This is a genomic window from Arthrobacter sp. B3I9, from assembly GCF_030816935.1.
Lineage (GTDB): Bacteria > Actinomycetota > Actinomycetes > Actinomycetales > Micrococcaceae > Arthrobacter.
Genome location: NZ_JAUSYO010000001.1, coordinates 2,283,584 through 2,300,282, shown reverse-complemented (window position 1 = coordinate 2,300,282; position 16,699 = coordinate 2,283,584). Strand labels below are relative to the sequence as shown.

Annotated in this window: 15 protein-coding genes and 1 pseudogene; 13 read left to right on the top strand and 3 right to left on the bottom strand. The window is 67.1% G+C overall.

The genetic code is table 11. The features are described 5' to 3' along the window. The first annotated feature begins 55 nt into the window (after nucleotides 1–55). From QFZ65_RS10840 to QFZ65_RS10780, 13 genes and pseudogenes are all read left to right on the top strand, one after another. On the top strand, nucleotides 56–259 hold the full coding sequence (locus QFZ65_RS10840) for a ubiquitin-like protein Pup (protein ID WP_306910276.1): 204 nt from the start codon (nucleotides 56–58) through the stop codon (nucleotides 257–259). 76 nt (nucleotides 260–335) lie between these two features. Further along, the gene (gene prcB / locus QFZ65_RS10835) at nucleotides 336–1,172 is read left to right on the top strand and encodes a proteasome subunit beta (protein ID WP_306910274.1); all 837 of its coding nucleotides are present in this window, start codon (nucleotides 336–338) and stop codon (nucleotides 1,170–1,172) included. Between the two features lies 1 nt (nucleotide 1,173). Beyond that, nucleotides 1,174–1,881, top strand: a complete 708-nt coding sequence (gene prcA, locus QFZ65_RS10830; RefSeq protein ID WP_306910271.1) for a proteasome subunit alpha — start codon at nucleotides 1,174–1,176, stop codon at nucleotides 1,879–1,881. 1 nt (nucleotide 1,882) lies between these two features. Then, nucleotides 1,883–3,247 carry a Pup--protein ligase gene (gene pafA, locus QFZ65_RS10825; protein WP_306910268.1) on the top strand — a complete coding sequence of 455 codons (1,365 nt, stop codon included), beginning with the start codon at nucleotides 1,883–1,885 and terminating at the stop codon, nucleotides 3,245–3,247. Between the two features lie 109 nt (nucleotides 3,248–3,356). Next, on the top strand, nucleotides 3,357–4,289 hold the full coding sequence (locus QFZ65_RS10820; RefSeq protein WP_306910266.1) for an FKBP-type peptidyl-prolyl cis-trans isomerase: 933 nt from the start codon (nucleotides 3,357–3,359) through the stop codon (nucleotides 4,287–4,289). 38 nt (nucleotides 4,290–4,327) lie between these two features. Then, nucleotides 4,328–4,723: an FKBP-type peptidyl-prolyl cis-trans isomerase gene (locus QFZ65_RS10815; protein ID WP_306910264.1), complete on the top strand. Its 396-nt coding sequence runs from the start codon at nucleotides 4,328–4,330 to the stop codon at nucleotides 4,721–4,723. Between the two features lie 98 nt (nucleotides 4,724–4,821). After that, nucleotides 4,822–6,826: pseudogene (locus QFZ65_RS10810) on the top strand (helix-turn-helix transcriptional regulator). A 26-nt stretch (nucleotides 6,827–6,852) separates the two neighbouring features. After that, nucleotides 6,853–7,218, top strand: a complete 366-nt coding sequence (locus QFZ65_RS10805) for a hypothetical protein (RefSeq protein ID WP_306910262.1) — start codon at nucleotides 6,853–6,855, stop codon at nucleotides 7,216–7,218. A gap of 36 nt (nucleotides 7,219–7,254) precedes the next feature. Beyond that, nucleotides 7,255–7,524 carry a Sec-independent protein translocase subunit TatA gene (gene tatA / locus QFZ65_RS10800; RefSeq protein ID WP_306910260.1) on the top strand — a complete coding sequence of 90 codons (270 nt, stop codon included), beginning with the start codon at nucleotides 7,255–7,257 and terminating at the stop codon, nucleotides 7,522–7,524. A 48-nt stretch (nucleotides 7,525–7,572) separates the two neighbouring features. After that, the gene (gene tatC, locus QFZ65_RS10795; protein WP_373427578.1) at nucleotides 7,573–8,367 is read left to right on the top strand and encodes a twin-arginine translocase subunit TatC; all 795 of its coding nucleotides are present in this window, start codon (nucleotides 7,573–7,575) and stop codon (nucleotides 8,365–8,367) included. A 24-nt stretch (nucleotides 8,368–8,391) separates the two neighbouring features. Further along, on the top strand, nucleotides 8,392–11,277 hold the full coding sequence (locus QFZ65_RS10790; RefSeq protein ID WP_306910257.1) for an RNA helicase: 2,886 nt from the start codon (nucleotides 8,392–8,394) through the stop codon (nucleotides 11,275–11,277). Between the two features lie 118 nt (nucleotides 11,278–11,395). Continuing rightward, a complete protein-coding gene (locus tag QFZ65_RS10785) occupies nucleotides 11,396–13,069 on the top strand; it encodes an amidohydrolase (RefSeq protein WP_306910256.1) in 1,674 nt (557 codons plus the stop codon). A gap of 494 nt (nucleotides 13,070–13,563) precedes the next feature. Continuing rightward, nucleotides 13,564–14,298 carry a polyprenol monophosphomannose synthase gene (locus tag QFZ65_RS10780; RefSeq protein ID WP_306910255.1) on the top strand — a complete coding sequence of 245 codons (735 nt, stop codon included), beginning with the start codon at nucleotides 13,564–13,566 and terminating at the stop codon, nucleotides 14,296–14,298. Nucleotides 14,299–14,418: 120 nt separating this feature from the next. Here the strand turns inward: QFZ65_RS10780 and QFZ65_RS10775 are convergent, their stop codons facing one another. The 3 genes from QFZ65_RS10775 to QFZ65_RS10765 all read right to left on the bottom strand — a co-directional run bounded on the left by QFZ65_RS10775 (nucleotide 14,419) and on the right by QFZ65_RS10765 (nucleotide 16,593). Continuing rightward, a complete protein-coding gene (locus QFZ65_RS10775; protein WP_026266329.1) occupies nucleotides 14,419–14,766 on the bottom strand; it encodes an RNA polymerase-binding protein RbpA in 348 nt (115 codons plus the stop codon). A gap of 222 nt (nucleotides 14,767–14,988) precedes the next feature. Next, nucleotides 14,989–16,005: an SPFH domain-containing protein gene (locus tag QFZ65_RS10770; protein WP_306910245.1), complete on the bottom strand. Its 1,017-nt coding sequence runs from the start codon at nucleotides 16,003–16,005 to the stop codon at nucleotides 14,989–14,991. Between the two features lie 126 nt (nucleotides 16,006–16,131). Next, on the bottom strand, nucleotides 16,132–16,593 hold the full coding sequence (locus QFZ65_RS10765; RefSeq protein WP_306910244.1) for an NfeD family protein: 462 nt from the start codon (nucleotides 16,591–16,593) through the stop codon (nucleotides 16,132–16,134). Nucleotides 16,594–16,699: the final 106 nt, after the last annotated feature.

Genomic DNA, 16,699 nt, shown 5'->3' with positions numbered 1-16,699 from the left:
GTATTGCTACAGGATGTCCCTTACGAAAATCGGGGACGGACAGAAGGAGAAAACAATGGCAGGCCAGGAGCAGCAGAAGCCGCAGTCGCGGACCACCGAGGTCGACGAGGACGTTCCCGCGGCCCCGCCGGCGCCCGCGGAGGGCCAGGCATCAGCCGCCACGCAGGGTGTGGATGATCTTCTCGATGAGATCGACGGCGTGCTTGAATCCAACGCCGAGGAGTTCGTCCGCGCCTTCGTCCAAAAGGGCGGCCAATAGGACCGCGTCCGGCCGCCGGACAGGGCGGTACCGGGCTAGGGAAGTCGTTGATCCACCACGTTGAGGGAGTGCACGAGTGCAGGAAACAACAGCCAACCAGGTAGCAGCCAGCGCGACGTCCTCCTTCACCGAGCATCTCCAACGCGAACGTCCCGGGTTGCTGCCTTTCGGCCTGCGCTCCGTCGAACACCTGCCCGCAGCGGCCGCGAACACCGCAGCGCCGCTGCAGGTTCCGCACGGGACCACGATCGTTGCGCTCAGCTACGCGGGAGGCGTGCTGATGGCCGGTGACCGGCGTGCCACGATGGGCAACGTGATCGCCAGCCGCCACATCGAGAAGGTTTTCCCGGCAGACCAGTACTCGGTGCTCGGCATCGCCGGGACGGCCGGAATAGCCCTCGACATCACGCGGCTGTTCCAGGTGGAGCTTGAGCACTACGAAAAAATTGAAGGGACGCTCCTGAGCCTTGAAGGCAAAGCCAACCGGCTCGGTGCGATGATCCGCGCCAACCTGCCGATGGCGATGCAGGGGCTCGCCGTGGTTCCGCTCTTCGCCGGCTTCGACCGGCCGGCCGGCGTCGGACGGCTCTTTTCCTACGACGTCACAGGCGGACGCTACGAGGAGCAGGAGCACCACGCCGTGGGATCCGGCTCGATGTTCGCCCGCGGCGCGCTGAAGAAGTTGTGGCGGCCGAACCTTCCGGAGGAGGAAGCCGTCGCCGTCGCCGTCGAAGCGCTTTATGACGCGGCCGACGACGACACCGCCACCGGCGGCCCGGACCCGGTCCGGCGCCTCTGGCCTGTCGTCTATACGGTCAGCCGGTCCGGTGCCGTCCGGGTGCCCGACGGCGAACTCGCCGCCATCGCCGGCGCGATCATCGAATCCCGGGCCGTCGCCCAGCGGGAGGCCTGAGATGACCCAGCAGTTCTACGTTTCGCCTGAGCAGCTGATGAAGGACCGTGCGGACTTCGCACGGAAGGGCATCTCCCGGGGCCGGTCGGTGGTTGTCGTCAGCTGCCGGGACGGGATCGCGCTTGTGGCGGAAAATCCCTCGCCGTCGCTGCACAAGATCGGCGAGATCTACGACAAGATCGCCTTCGCGGCGGTGGGCAAGTACAACGAGTTCGAGAGCCTCCGCCAGGCGGGGGTGCGGTACGCGGATGTCCGCGGCTACTCGTACGACCGTGAGGACGTCACAGCCCGGGGATTGGCCAGCGTGTATGCCCAGAGCCTCGGCGCCGTCTTCACGGCAGAACAGAAGCCGTTCGAAGTCGAGCTTGTCGTGGCGGAGGTCGGCTCCAGCCAGGAAGAGGACCACCTGTACCGGCTGACCTTTGACGGGTCCATCGCCGACGAAAAGGGATTCATCGTGATGGGCGGCCAGGCGGACAAGGTGACCGAGGCCGTCGAGGCAGGCTGGCGGGGCGAGCTGGATTTTGCTGCCGCCATCCGCCTCGCGCAGGCGGGACTCGTGGCCGACAAGGAAACCACCACCCTGGCAGCGTCGGCCGTGGAGGTTGCCGTCCTGGACCGCGGTTCGGAGGCTTCGCGCGGCACCCGCCGGGCGTTCCGCCGGCTGGAGGACGCCGACATCGTGGCATTGCTTGCTGAGGAGGACTGAGATGGACAAGCGAATTTTCGGCATCGAAACCGAGTTCGGGATTTCGTATTCAAGCCCGGAATCCCGTCCGTTGGCCCCCGAGGAGGTGGCCCGCTACCTGTTCCGCAAAGTGGTCAGCTGGGGGAGGTCCTCCAACGTTTTCCTGACCAACGGCTCGCGCCTGTACCTCGACGTCGGCTCCCATCCGGAGTACGCCACGGCCGAGTGCGACGACCTGGCCCAGCTGATTGCGCACGACCGGGCCGGCGAACTGATCCTCGACGACCTGGTGGACGAGGCGCAGGAGCGGCTGGCGGCCGAGGGTTTCAACGGCACTGTGTACCTGTTCAAGAACAACACCGACTCGGCCGGGAACTCCTACGGGAGCCACGAGAACTATCTCATCCCGCGCCGGGGGGAGTTCTCCCGGCTGGCGGAAATCCTGATCCCGTTCCTGGTCACACGCCAGCTCATTGCCGGCGCCGGCAAAATCCTCAAGACCCCGCATGGCGCCACCTTCGCATTCTCACAGCGGGCAGACCACATCTGGGAGGGTGTCTCCTCGGCCACCACGCGGTCCCGGCCCATCATCAACACCCGGGACGAACCGCACGCCGACGCCGAGTTCTACCGCCGGCTGCACGTCATCGTGGGTGACTCGAACATGTCCGAGACAACGGCGCTGCTGAAGATCGGGACCGTGGACCTGATCCTGCGGATGATCGAGGCCGGGGTGATCATGCGTGATATGCGGATGGAAAACCCCATCCGCAGCATCCGCGAAATATCCCACGACCTGTCCGGCCGCGCCCTCGTCCGGCTCGCCAACGGCCGGCAGCTCACGGCCCTCGAGATCCAGCGGGAATACCTGGGCAAGGTCACGGCGTTCGTGGCCGAACACGGCGCCCACAATCCGCACGTTCCGATGATCCTGGACCTGTGGGAACGGACCCTTGACGCCATTGAGAGCGGCAACACCAGCACGATCGATACCGAAGTGGACTGGGCGATCAAGAAAAAGCTGATGGATGGCTACCGCGAGCGGCACGGGCTGGGCCTGGACGCCCCCCGGATCGCGCAGCTGGACCTGACCTACCACGACATTTCGCGGACCCGCGGGCTGTTCTACCTGCTGCAGGCCCGCGGCGGCGTCCGGCGGCTCGTGGACGACACCGCCGTCAAGGACGCCGTGGACGCCCCGCCGCAGACCACCCGGGCCAAGCTGCGCGGCGACTTCGTCCGTCGGGCCCAGGAACTTGGCCGCGACTACACCGTGGACTGGGTACACCTGAAGCTCAACGACCGTGCGCACCAGACCATTTTGTGCAAGGACCCGTTCCGCAGCGTCGACGAACGGGTGGACGCCCTCCTGGACTCTATGGGCTGACACCCAGCTTTCCGCGTTATTCTGAATGAGGCCGTTTGCTGGCCACCGCTTCTTTTGCCGTGGAAACGACGCGGCAATGTGCCCACACTGCCTCTACGAAAGTTTTAATGTGCGCCGAATATTAGCAATTCTCCTCCCCGGACTGCTGCTGCTGACCGCTTGCGGCGGCGGGCAGGCGCCCGCGCCGGAGCCCACCAGCCAGTCCGCAGGCGAGACCGCCAAGCTTGACTCGGTCAAGCTGACCGAGAAGGGCGAAAAAGAGGCGCCGGGTGTGGAATTCACCAAGCCCCTGGACGTCGCGGAACCCACGGTCAAGGTGATTACGGAAGGCAGCGGCGAGCGGGTCAAGGCCAACCAGGTCGCTGAAATCTCCATCCTCGCCCTGAACGGCACCGACGGCACCACCCTGGAGGACACCTTTGCCGGTGATCCTGAGCCGCTTGAACTGAACGACGAACTGAAGACCAGCAGCGCCGTCATCTACAACGCGTTCGTCGGCGCCAAGGTCGGCTCCCACCTGGCTCTGGCCGTTCCCGGCCAGGCGGCCGCTGAAGGCAGCGAAGCGAAGCCCAGCCAGCTCCTCATCGTCAAGGTGCTCTCCGCCAAGGAAGCCCCGAAGGTACTGGACAAGCCCGACGGCGAAACCGTCACGCCGCCGGCTGGCCTGCCGACCGTGACGGAAAACGACAAGGGCATCCCCCAGATCTCCGTTGCCGGCGTTGCGGCGCCGACTGCCCTCGTCTCCCAGGACCTGATCAAGGGCACCGGGCCCGAGGTCAAGGAGTCCGACACCCTCACCGTCAACTACGTCGGTGCCACGCTGACCGAAGGCAAGGTCTTCGATTCCAGCTTCGACCGCGGCGAGAAGGCCACGTTCCCCCTCACCGGCGTCATCAAGGGCTGGACCCAGGGCCTGACCGGCAAGACTGTCGGCTCACGCGTCCTCCTGGTCATCCCCAAGGACCTCGCCTACGGTGAGGAAGGCCAGGGCGACGCCAAGGGCGACCTCGTCTTCGTCGTCGACATCCTCGGCGTCAAGTAACCTTTACCCCACCCCAAGCCACACAAGAAGGAGCATCCATGTCATTTGGACAGCGCGACCTCGACCGCCAGAAGCCGGAAATCGACTTCCCCGAAGGCGACGTTCCCACAGAACTGGTCATCACGGACCTGATCGAGGGTGACGGCGCCGAAGCAAAGACCGGCGACACCGTCTCCACCCACTACGTCGGTGTGGCCTGGTCCACCGGTGAAGAATTTGACGCCTCCTGGGGCCGCGGCGCTCCGCTGGACTTCCGCGTCGGCGTCGGCCAGGTCATCCAGGGCTGGGACCAGGGCCTGCTGGGCATGAAGGTCGGCGGCCGCCGCCGACTCGAAATCCCCTCCGAACTCGCTTACGGCTCCCGAGGCGCCGGCGGAGCGATCGGACCGAACGAGGCGCTGATCTTCGTCGTCGACCTGGTCGCCGTCCGCTAGTCCCCACCCGCACGACGTAAAGCGCGGCAACAACCGGAAAGCATTTCCGGCTGTTGCCGCGCTTTTGTCATTCTTCCCGGGGCAAGTACCCTAGCGAGGTGTCCGCCTCACGTACTGAACGCCTCCTGAACCTGCTCATCGCGCTGTTGAACACGAAGTACGGCCTGCGCCGCAGCGAGCTGCGGGAAAAGGTGTATCACGACTCGGTGAGCAGCGACGTCTCCTTCGGCCGGATGTTCGAGCGCGACAAGACGGAGCTGCGGCAGTTCGGCTTCGAGGTGGAGACGCTGACGGACAAGGGCTGGGGCTCCGATGACCCGGCCACCACGCGGTACCGGATCGGCAAGGACTCCAACCGACTGCCGGACGTCAGCCTGACCCCGGAAGAGTGCACGGTCCTGATCCTGGCGGCGCAGCTCTGGGAACACGCCGCCCTCGGCTCCGCAGCGCTGGACGCGGTACGCAAGCTCCAGGCTGCCGGCGGGCTGTCCGACGCCGAGCTTCCCGCCGGCGTCCAGCCGCGCATCCGCCCGGCAGGACAGGCGTTTGAGGACCTCGTCACCGCCATGCACGCCCAGCACCCCGGTCAGCTTTTCCTACCTCGCCAGCAGCACCGGCAAGGAGGAGGAGCGTCGCGTCGAGCCCTGGGGCCTCGGCAGCCGCTTCGGCCAGTGGTACCTCGTCGGCCGTGACCAGACGCGCGGGGAACGCCGGTTCTTCCGGCTTTCCCGCCTGACCTCCGCCGTGACCGTGCTCGAAAAGGAAACATTCACGCCGCCTGCCCGCTTCAACGTCCGCGCCGAGCTCGCAGAACTGGCCGAGCTGCCCCTGCGGACCGCAGTGGTTGACGTAGAGGCGGACCGGCTGCTGGGGCTGCGTAAGCGGGCCCGGCCGGTCCAGCCCGGCGCAGAACCTGCCGCGCAGCCCGGTGGAGAACCGGCACCCGGCCGGGACCGCCTGGCGGTCCCGTTCCGTGACGCCGAGACCCTCGGGGAGGAACTCGCCTCCTACGGCCCGCGGGTCAAGGTTGTGGCCCCGCCCGAGCTCGTGACGGCCGTGCGGCGCCGGCTGGCCGCAGCGGCGGACTTCGCGTCCTCCCCAGCCCCGGTGATCGCCTTTCCGGAGGCCGGTCCGGCCAAACGCCGGCACAAACGGACTTCCGAGGACCAGCTCAAACGGATGCTCCAGCTGGTCCCATTCCTGGTCCACAACCAGGGCCTGCACATCAGCGAGGTCGCGGCACGGTTCGGTATAACCCGCAAGGAACTCGAGGACGACCTCCGGATCCTGATCTGCTCGGGCCTTCCCGAGGGGTACCCGGATGACCTGCTGGACATCCAGTGGGACGATGACCACGTCTTCATCACCCAGGACCTGGACCTTAACCGCCCCGTGCGCTTCACCGTGGAGGAGGCCTGCGCCCTGCTGACCGGCCTGGAAACGCTCAACGGCCTTCCCGAGCTCGCAGCCGGCGGCGCCCTGGAGTCGGTCACGCTCAAGCTGCTGGCAGCCGCGGGGGAGGAGGGGCTGAAGGCAGCCTCCCTGTCCGGCCCGGAGGTCGGGCCGAAAGACTCGCGGACGCTTGACGTGGCCCGCGAAGCCATCCGCGACGGCGCGCAGCTGCGCCTGCGCTATTTCTCCCCGCAGAGGGACGCTGTCTCGGAGCGCGACGTGGACCCGCTGCGGCTTTATTCACTGGACAGCACCTGGTACCTCGAGGCCTACTGCCACTCGGCGCAGGGCCTGCGCAACTTCCGCCTGGACCGGATTGAGGAGCTGCATCCCACCGGCCACCCGGTGTCGGCGACGGCCGCTCCCGGCGAGAGCCAGCCCGTGAAACTGTTCACCCCGAACGACGACGACACTGTCGTCGTCGTCGAACTGGCCCCCCGGGGCATCGGGCTAGCCGATGACTACTACGCGGAACGCACCGCGGCCCTGCCAGGGGGCGGGCTGCTCGCGGAAATCCGCTTCGGCAATCCGGGCTGGCTTCCGATGTTCGCGGCACAGCACGGCGGCGCGGTCCGGGTCCTGGAGCCGGCGGACCTCGCCGACGCGGCGCGGGACTGGGTTGAGGCTGCCCGGGGCCAGTACGAAGACTAGCGGGCGCCCCGGCTAGACTGGTCAGCATGCCTTGGTGGTCCTGGATTGTAATCTGGATAGCGCTCGTCGCGCTGTCCCTGTTGTTCTTCGTCGTTCTCGGCGTCCGTTTGTACCGGAAGTTCATGACGACGGTGAAGGAACTTGGCGAAGCGGGGGACCGGTTCGGCCACTTGCCGTCCGCCACTCCGGTTCCAGCGCCCGCCGAGCCCGGCACTCCGGCAACTCCGACAGCTCTGGCCTCAGGGTCCGCCGTTTACGCTCCGCCCGCCCGGGTCCGGCACGACTACGAGGCGGCTAAGGCGGCCCGCAGGGAGGCCCGCCGGCTGCGCCGCGTCCAGCGTAAGGCGGACCGCGGCCAGCCCCAGCGGCTGCACGACATCGAATTCAGTTAGACCTAAGATTGTGTTTAAACGAAAGGACCTCTTGTCATGAGGCTTGAAGGCTGGCATCTCATCATCATCATCGTTCTGGCACTGGTGCTTTTCGCAGCTCCTAAGCTCCCCGGCATGGCCCGCAGCCTCGGCCAGTCGATGCGTATCTTCAAGTCGGAGGTCCGTGAAATGAAAAAGGACGGCAAAACCGACGCCACGCCGGAAACCGACCCCGTCGAGGGCCGGGTCGTGAACCACCCGCGGACTCCTGGCACCCAGGGCCGACCGGGCGAAGGAACCGACGTCCCGCCTCCCAACCGCGCGTAATTCCCCATGGCAGTATCCATGGGCCGCCGGTCTAATCCCGAAGGGCGGATGGCCCTCCTTGACCACCTGAAAGAGCTGCGGAACCGGCTCTTCAAGTCAGCGATCGCCGTCGTGCTGGGAACAGTCGTCGGCTTCCTCGTCTACCAGCCGATGCTCGCGGCGCTGATCAAGCCGATCCGCGACCTGAACGAGCATCAGGGCAGGCAGGCCACGCTGAACTTCGACGGCGTGGCAAGCTCCTTCGACCTGATGATCCAGGTGTCCGTTTTCCTTGGGCTCATCGTTGCCAGCCCTGTATGGCTGTACCAGCTGTGGGCTTTCATCGTGCCCGGGCTGCACAAAAAGGAACGCCGGCTGGCCTTGTCCTTTGTCGCCGCCGCGGTGCCGCTTTTTGTCGGCGGCGTGCTGCTGGCCTGGCTGGTGCTGCCGAACGCGGTCCGCGTGCTGACCGACTTCACCCCGTCGGGGGGATCGAACTTCATCAGCGCCCAGGTCTACCTGTCATTCGTGCTCCGCCTGCTGCTCGCCTTCGGCATTGCCTTCCTCCTGCCGGTGGTCCTTGTCGGCCTGAATCTCGCCGGCCTGGTCAAGGGCCAGCAGCTGGTCAAGAGCTGGCGCATCACGGTATTCCTCGTCTGCCTGTTCGCCGCGATGGCAGCTCCCGGGGCCGATGCGATGAGCATGTTCTACCTCGCCGGGCCCATGCTGGTCCTCTTTTTCACGGCCATCGGCCTCTGCCTGATCAATGACCGCCGCCGGGACCGGCGCGCTGTCAAGCGGGATGCGGAGACAGAAGCCACAGCGGACCAGGCAACTCCGAGCTCGGAGCTGGAGAATCTGTAGCCGTTCGCGCACTAGGCTGGAAGCATGTCCTCACTACCCGGGCCTGAATCGCCGGCCGACCGCTACCGAGCCAGCGCCGAACGGGCCGCAGAAGCCAAAACCTATCTGGGCGGGTTCATTCGGTCGCTGGAATTCGAACTGGATGACTTCCAGCGTGAGGCGTGCCTCTCGCTGCAGGCCGGCCGCGGCGTCCTCGTCGCTGCGCCCACGGGTGCGGGTAAGACGATCGTCGGGGAGTTCGCCATCTACCTGGCGCTGCAGCGAGGCCTCAAAGCGTTCTACACCACGCCGATCAAAGCCCTCAGCAACCAGAAATACTCCGAGCTCGCCGAGAAGTACGGCGCCTCGCAAGTAGGCCTGCTGACCGGTGACACCAGCATTAACGGTGACGCCCCCGTGGTGGTGATGACCACCGAAGTGCTCCGCAACATGCTTTACGCCGACTCCGACACCCTCTTCGACCTCGGCTTTGTCGTCATGGATGAGGTCCACTACCTCGCGGACCGTTTCCGCGGCGCCGTCTGGGAAGAGGTCATCATCCACCTGCCCAGCGAGGTCCAGGTGGCCTCGCTGAGCGCCACTGTCTCCAACGCTGAAGAATTCGGCGCCTGGCTGGACACCGTGCGCGGACAGACCGACGTGATCGTCTCCGAGCACCGCCCGGTGCCCCTCTGGCAGCACGTCATGGTGGGCAAGAAGATCGTGGATCTCTTCGCCGGGGATACGAGGTTCGATGAAATCGCCCCCGCCGGGGAGGCGGACGCCCCGGCCGCGACGGGAGCCTTCGCGCCCGGCGCCCGCCTGGGGTACGAGGTGAATCCTGCGCTCCTGTCCATGGCGCGGGCGGAAAGCCAGATGAACTTCCGCGGCCGCTTCGGCCACGGCGGGCGCAATCAGCGGCGCCAGCAGCACGAGCGCGACGATGCGCCGCGGGGAGCTCCGCGCAGCCCGGTCCGCAAGGCGACCCGCCCGCAGGTGATTGCCAGCCTGGACCGTCAGGACCTGCTGCCCGCCATCACCTTCATCTTCTCCCGTGCCGGGTGCGACGCAGCGGTGGCCCAGTGCGTCTCCGCAGGGCTGTGGCTGACCACCGAGCAGGAGCAGCGCGTCATCGCCAGCCGCGTCGACGAAGCCGCCCAGGACATCCCCTCCGATGACCTCGACGTCCTCGGGTTCTGGAGCTGGCGCGACGGTTTGTTGCGGGGCCTCGCGGCGCACCACGCGGGCATGCTGCCCACCTTCAAGGAGGTCGTGGAAAAGCTCTTCGCCGACGGCCTGGTCAAGGCGGTCTTCGCTACCGAAACGCTGGCGCTCGGCGTCAACATGCCCGCCCGCTGCGTCGTCCTCGAAAAACTGGACAAATTCAACGGAGAGGCGCACGTCAACATCACGGCGGGGGAGTATACCCAGCTGACCGGCCGGGCCGGCCGGCGCGGGATCGACGTCGAGGGCCACGCCGTCGTGCTGTGGCAGCCGGGAACCGATCCGGCCGCCGTCGCCGGCCTCGCCTCACGCCGGACCTATCCGCTCAATTCCAGCTTCCGGCCGACCTACAACATGTCCATCAACCTGCTGGCCCAGTTCGGCCGGGTACGCGCCCGCGAGATCCTGGAATCGTCCTTTGCCCAGTTCCAGGCTGACCGGTCCGTCGTCGGCCTGGCCAAGCAGGTCAGGAGCAGGGAAGAATCCCTGGCCGGCTTCAGCAAGGCGATGAACTGCCACCTGGGCGACTTCACGGAATACTCCCGGCTGCTGCGGGCGCTGTCCGACGCCGAAAAAAACGCGTCCCGAACCGGATCCCGCGCGAAGAAATCGCTCACGGAGGATTCCCTGAGCCGGCTGCTGCCCGGCGACGTAGTGGACGTGCCCAGCGGCAGGGCGCCCGGGCTGGCGGTCGTGCTCAGTTCCGACCACCATTCCCGCGAACCCCGGCCGGCCATCATGACGATGGACAACCAGCTGCGGCGGATCGGCATCCAGGACGTCGAAGGGCCCGTTGCGCCGATAACCCGGATCCGGATCCCGAAGTCGTTCAACGCGAAGGTGCCCAAGTCCCGCCGTGACCTGGCGTCGTCGGTCCGGAACGCGCTCCGCGAGAACCGGCCGCCGGCGCCGCCCAGCCGGAATGACGACTTCGGCCGGGCCGCGGCCCTGCCGAACCAGGAAAAGCGGATCGCCGAGCTGCGCCGTGAATTGCGGGCCCACCCGTGCCATGGCTGCAGCGAACGCGAAGACCACCAGCGCTGGTCCGAACGGTGGTGGAAGCTCCGGCAGGAGACGGACGGTCTTGTCCGCCAGATCCAGGGCCGCACCAACACCATCGCCAAGACCTTCGACCGGGTGTGCGGTGTGCTGGCCGGCTACGGCTATCTCGAAACCTCCGATTCCGGGACGCTCACCATCAGCCGGGACGGGCAGCGGCTGCGCCGGATCTACGGGGAAAAGGACCTTCTGATTTCCCAATCCCTGCGGATGGGTGCCTTCGGCGACTTGGACGCCGCCGAAGTGGCGGCGCTGGCGAGCATCCTGGTGTACCAGGCCAAGCGGGAGGACCGCGGCTTGCGCCCCAAGATGCCGAGCGTCTCGCTGGAGTCCGCCGTCGATACCGTAGTGCGGGAGTGGTCGGCCCTTGAAGACGTGGAGGAAGCCAACAAGCTGCCCCTGACCGGGGAGCCTGAGCTGGGCCTGGTGTGGCCGATCTTCAAGTGGGCCAAGGGCCGGCACCTCCAGGACGTCCTCAGCGGCACGGACCTCGCCGCGGGGGACTTCGTCCGGTGGGTCAAGCAGGTTATCGACCTGTTGGACCAGCTGGCCAAAATTCCGGACCTGGATCCCAGGGTCGCCCGGTTGTGCGGGGATGCGATCAAGCTGGTCAAGCGCGGCGTCGTCGCGTATTCCTCGGTGGCCTAGTCCCGGCTGGCGGCAGCCCGCTCGCCTGGCCACGTCCTAAGTCCACGACATTTGTTCGAACACGGCCGGCGCGCGCCGCCGTCAAGCCCCACGTCAAGCCCCAAGGAGCTTCCGCACCATGACCGACTCTCCGGCCGCCCCCGCACCGTCCCCGGCAACACGCAAGGTGACGCTGTACCGCAACGGTTCCGTCTACACGGCCGCCGACCCCTTTGCCACGGCAATGCTGGTCGACGGCGACACCGTGGCGTGGGTGGGCTCCGAACAGGCCGCCACGTCCATCGCCGACGCGTCCATGGACGTCGTGGACCTGGGCGGCGCCCTTCTCGCCCCCGGCTTCGTTGACTCACACATCCACCTGACCGAAACAGGGATCGCGCTGGACTCGCTGCAGCTCGGCGGCGTCAGCTCCGCGCAGGAGCTGCTCGACGCCGTCGCGCGCTCCACCGCGGACGGTACCGTCCTGGGCCACGGCTGGGATGAGTCCAAGTGGTCCAACCCCGCCCTGCCGTCGGCAGCGGAACTGGAACGGGCTGCAGGAGGGCGCAAGGTCTACCTCTCGCGCGTCGACGTGCACTCCGCACTCGTTTCCCCCGCCCTCGTGGCCGCGGCCGGCCTGGAGGGGCTGGACGGACTCTCGCAGGACGGCCAGGGCAGCCAGGTCAAGCGCGCCGCGCACACGGCCGCCCGGCTGGCGGCGCGGCGCCTGCCTGCCGCCGCCCGCCGCGGCTACCAGCAGCAGGCACTGTCCGCGGCTGCCGCGAGCGGGTACGTGGCCGTGGCCGAGATGGCCGCACCGCATATCGGCAACACCGAGGATCTGCAGCTCGCCGTCGCTTGGAACAGCCCGAGCCTCGACGTTCCCGCCGTTCCCGAGGTCCTGCCCTACTGGGGCGAGCTTGCCACATCGGAGGACCACGCGCGGACCATCCTCGACGGCCTCGGGGTGTCGGTGCTGGGCCTGGCGGGAGACCTCAACATCGACGGCTCCATCGGATCGCGCACGGCGGCGCTCCGCGCCGACTACAGCGACGCCCCGGGGGAGCGCGGCAGCCTGTACCTCTCGGTGGACCAGGCGGCGGCGCACCTGGCGGCGTGCTCGCTGCTGGGCATCCAGGCCGGCTTCCACGTGATCGGCGACGCCGGGCTGGACGCGGCGCTGGACGCCCTGGACCGCGCCGCCGCTGAAGTGGGGGAGCAGCGGGTCCGTGCCGCGGGCCACCGCTTCGAGCATGTGGAACTCGCCGACGCGGACGCCATCGCCCGGCTGGCCAAGTACTCCGTGACGGTGAGTGCCCAACCGGCTTTTGATTCGGCCTGGGGCGGTGAGGGCAAGCTGTACGGGCAGCGCCTGGGGTCACGGCAACTCGGGATGAACCCGTTCGGCTCCTTCTACGCAGCCGGAGTGCCGATCTGCTTCGGCAGCGACAGCCCGGTGACCCCGCTGCGGCCCTGGTCCAGCGTCCGTGCCTGCCTGGAGCACAGCAATCCCGCGGAGCAGATTTCCGCCCGCGCAGCATTCCTGGGCCACACCCGGGCCGGGTGGCGGGCCGCCCGCTACCGCAATCCGATGGCGGGACAGTTGGTCCCCGGGGCTCCGGCAAGCTTCGCCGTGTGGGACACCGAGGAACTCATGGTCCAGGTCGCGGACGGCCGCTTGCAGTCCTGGAGCACCGATCCCCGGGCCCGCACGCCGCTGCTGCCGGCCCTGGACACCGGCTCAGACCCGGAGTGCCTGCTCACCGTCCGCGACGGGCGCGAGCTGTTCTCGAGCGGCGCCCTGGGGGCCTGACGCGGGGCCCGGGCCCCGGGCCTTGGGCTGCTGCCAGGGCCCAGCCACGGCCCTGGGACGGTGGCACGACACACGGCGGAAACGGCCCGAAACATTGACCTCAGCCGGACGGCGCTGGCCTGCGACGATGAATGAAAAGGCAGGTCACGGTCCGGTTGACAGATGTTGGGGCGTCCGTAGCATTGACGCTCAACGGAGGGTGGCGCAGCATGCAGCCTCCGGATGTCCCCCGGCTTAGACCAGCGCCGCAGCGTGATGCGGTGCGCTGGCTGCGGCCATGGGTGATCCCAGGGGGCGGGTCCACCTCGCAGCAGAAAACGGTTCCGGTGGCACACTTCGCGGGCTTCCGGAACTGGCCCGAAGCGGGTGGACCTGCCCTGGGAAGGGGGAGGCCACAGCGCGCCCCGCGACTCCCTATAATGGGAAGTTGCGCCTGGTGTCCGCTATCGATTGCCCCGGCGTTCTGACCGCTCCCTCCAAGGAAAGGCCTCGCTGTGCGTGTGCTCACGATCATCCCGACCTACAACGAGCTCGAATCGTTGCCCAAGACTCTCGGGCGTCTGCGCACCGCTGTGCCGGCTTCCGACGTCCTGGTTGTCGACGACAACAGCCCCGACGGCACGGGCGGGCTGGCTGACCGGATCGCCGCCGAGGACGACCAGGTCCACGTCCTGCACCGCGCAGGCAAGGCGGGCCTCGGCGCGGCTTACATCGCGGGCTTCAAATGGGGCCTGGAGAAGGGCTATGACGTCCTCGTGGAAATGGACGCCGACGGTTCGCACAAGCCCGAGCAGCTTCCCCAGCTTCTGGAGGCGGTGGAGCAGGGTGCCGACCTCGCCATGGGTTCACGCTGGGTTCCCGGCGGCAGCGTCGTCAACTGGCCGCTCTACCGCCAGGCGATCTCCCGCGTCGGCAGCACCTATGCCCGGATCATGCTGGGCGTCAAGATCAAGGATGTGACCGGGGGCTTCCGTGCGTTCCGCCGTGCGACCCTGGAGAAACTCAACCTCGACACCGTTGACTCGGTGGGTTACGGCTTCCAGGTGGACCTGGCCTGGCGGGTGGCCAAACTCGGGCTCACCATCGTGGAACGTCCCATTACTTTTGTGGAGCGGGAACTCGGCGCGTCAAAGATGAGCGGAAACATCGTGGTCGAGGCCATGGTGAACGTTACCCGGTGGGGCTTGAAGGCCCGCTGGAACAAACTGACCGGCAAGAAGGCGCTCTAAGACAAGCAAAGGGCCGGGCCCGCTCCGTCAATAACGACGGAGCGGGCCCGGCCCTTTTAAATTACGGCTTGAGCCTTGCGGCCTCCGCCGTGGGGCGCCAGCCGTGCGGCTGGCGCGCGCCTAAGCCGAGCGGCGTTCGCCGCGGCGTTCACGCAGGATCGTGAGACGGTCTTCGAGGATCTGCTCAAGTTCGGGAAGGGACCGGCGTTCCAGCAGCATGTCCCAGTGCGTGCGGACGGCCTTCTCGTTGCTGTTGACGGGACGTTCGCCATCGACCAGCAAGGCTTCCTTGCCCGTCTTCGATACCCAGACCGGGGGGATCTCCGCTTCGGAGGAGAAGGTCACGAAAACCTGCTCGCCGTCCTCGCAGCGGTACTCAACCCGCTGACGCGGAGCCGGTTCGACGCCGGATTCGGTCTCCATGCTCTGTGCGCCAAGGCGCATACCCCGCAGGCTGCGATCGCTCATCTTTTCTCCCTCTATTCGGTTCACAGGGCCGTGCCCTGCGTGATCCGGTGGCGGTCAGGCCGTGCCGGACTACTGTGTGCATTGCGTTGCTCCCAGTGGTGCGCCACTGGCCAAGACCGGTTGAATCGTCATTGGATTCAACGCTTTGCGAAGCGTAATTGTTCCGACGGGCCGAACCCTTCGGACAAATACACAACTATACCGGATAGATGGCTGGTGCGCCTAGCTCGGCGGACGGGCCGGGGGAGTGGGACCGGCGGAAGGGGCGACGGCTTCCGTACCCACAGCACCTGCCGCCGGCGCGGCGGTGGCGGGCTCACGGCCGTTGGAATCCGGGCCGAACAGTCCGTCAGAGGCCTGGCCTGAAACCGCTCCACCTAGGGCGTTGCCGATTCCCTTCAGGGCCTCGCCCACCTCGCTTGGGATGATCCAGAGCTTGTTGGACGACCCCTCGGCGATTTTCGGGAGCGTCTGCAGGTACTGGTATGCCAGGAGCTTATTGTCCGGGTTCCCCTTGTGGATGGCGTCGAACACCTTCTGGATCGCCTGTGCCTCACCGTCGGCGCGCAGGATCGCCGCCTTCGCGTCACCTTCAGCCTTCAGGATGGAGGACTGGCGCTGGCCTTCGGCCGTCAGGATGGCAGACTGCTTGGTGCCTTCCGCCGTCAGGATGGCAGCCCGGCGGTCACGCTCGGCGCGCATCTGCTTTTCCATCGAATCCTGGATCGAGTGGGGCGGGTCAATCGCCTTGAGCTCCACCCGGGAGACGCGGATGCCCCAGCGGCCGGTGGCTTCATCAAGCACTCCGCGCAGCTGGCCGTTGATCTGGTCACGGGAGGTGAGGGCCTCTTCGAGGTTCAGCCCGCCGACGACGTTGCGGAGCGTCGTCGTCGTGAGCTGCTCGACGGCCTGGATGTAGTTGGCGATTTCATACGTCGCGGCGCGGGCGTCCGTGACCTGGAAGTAGACCACAGTGTCGATCGAGACCACCAGGTTGTCTTCCGTGATCACCGGCTGCGGCGGGAAAGAGACCACCTGTTCGCGCAGGTCCAGCAGCGGCAGCAGCCGGTCCACGAAGGGGACCAGGATGGTGAGGCCGGGGTTGAGGGTGCGTTGGTACTTGCCGAGCCGTTCGACGACGCCGGCCCGCGCCTGCGGGACAATCCGCACGGAGCGCACCAGCACGATTATTACGAACGCAACGAGTACTAGCAGCACAATAGCGACTGCGATATCCATACCTCACCTTTTCCCCAATTATGTGGTCCTGCTATGACGGCGGCGGGATCTCTGCCGCGTGGGTCCCGCCGCCGTCTTGGCGACGGGAAGTCTTTTTCCGGAGTCCGGCCACCTTTTCGGGGGCGCCTACGGGCTGGCCGTTTCCGGCTGCGGGGCCACGACGGCGGTGGCACCCTCGATGGCGCTGACGACGGCGTGCTGGCCCGGGGCGAGAACTCCCGCTTCCGAGCGCGCGCTCCAGACGTCACCGCCGATCTTGACCAGGCCGCCGCTGCGGGTGACCGGTTCCATGACCAGGGCGGTCTCGCCGATCAGGCGTTCGATGTTGCTGCGCTGCTCTGCCGGGCCGCGGTTCAGATGCTTGAGGGCGACGGGCCGCACGAAGCCGATCATGAGAAGGGAAACGACGCAGAAGGCGACGATCTGGAGCCAGAGGTCCGCTCCGGCGAAGTCGGCGAGCAGTCCGGCCAGGGCGCCGCCGCCGAGCATGATGAAGAAGAGGTCGAGTGTGATCATCTCCACCACGGCGAATGCCAGGAAGCCCGTGAGCCACAACGCCCACCAGTTTTCGGCCAGCCAGTCGAACATCCGTTCCCCCTTCGCCCCGGGGGCCTGTCTGCGCAGGCCCTCCGTAACTGTGCTTCCATCCTAAGCCGAAGGGGGCGGACAACGGCGGGCCGCGGACACTAGTTCG

Bases quoted from the DNA above. Each gene is read 5' to 3' on its own strand.
- QFZ65_RS10840 (WP_306910276.1), top strand. From the start codon at position 56: ATGGCAGGCCAGGAGCAGCAGAAGCCGCAGTCGCGGACCACCGAGGTC.
- prcA (WP_306910271.1), top strand. From the start codon at position 1,174: ATGACCCAGCAGTTCTACGTTTCGCCTGAGCAGCTGATGAAGGACCGT.
- pafA (WP_306910268.1), top strand. From the start codon at position 1,883: ATGGACAAGCGAATTTTCGGCATCGAAACCGAGTTCGGGATTTCGTAT.
- QFZ65_RS10815 (WP_306910264.1), top strand. From the start codon at position 4,328: ATGTCATTTGGACAGCGCGACCTCGACCGCCAGAAGCCGGAAATCGAC.
- QFZ65_RS10805 (WP_306910262.1), top strand. From the start codon at position 6,853: ATGCCTTGGTGGTCCTGGATTGTAATCTGGATAGCGCTCGTCGCGCTG.
- tatA (WP_306910260.1), top strand. From the start codon at position 7,255: ATGAGGCTTGAAGGCTGGCATCTCATCATCATCATCGTTCTGGCACTG.
- tatC (WP_373427578.1), top strand. From the start codon at position 7,573: ATGGCCCTCCTTGACCACCTGAAAGAGCTGCGGAACCGGCTCTTCAAG.
- QFZ65_RS10790 (WP_306910257.1), top strand. From the start codon at position 8,392: ATGTCCTCACTACCCGGGCCTGAATCGCCGGCCGACCGCTACCGAGCC.
- QFZ65_RS10785 (WP_306910256.1), top strand. From the start codon at position 11,396: ATGACCGACTCTCCGGCCGCCCCCGCACCGTCCCCGGCAACACGCAAG.
- QFZ65_RS10775 (WP_026266329.1), bottom strand. From the start codon at position 14,766: ATGAGCGATCGCAGCCTGCGGGGTATGCGCCTTGGCGCACAGAGCATG.
- QFZ65_RS10770 (WP_306910245.1), bottom strand. From the start codon at position 16,005: ATGGATATCGCAGTCGCTATTGTGCTGCTAGTACTCGTTGCGTTCGTA.
- QFZ65_RS10765 (WP_306910244.1), bottom strand. From the start codon at position 16,593: ATGTTCGACTGGCTGGCCGAAAACTGGTGGGCGTTGTGGCTCACGGGC.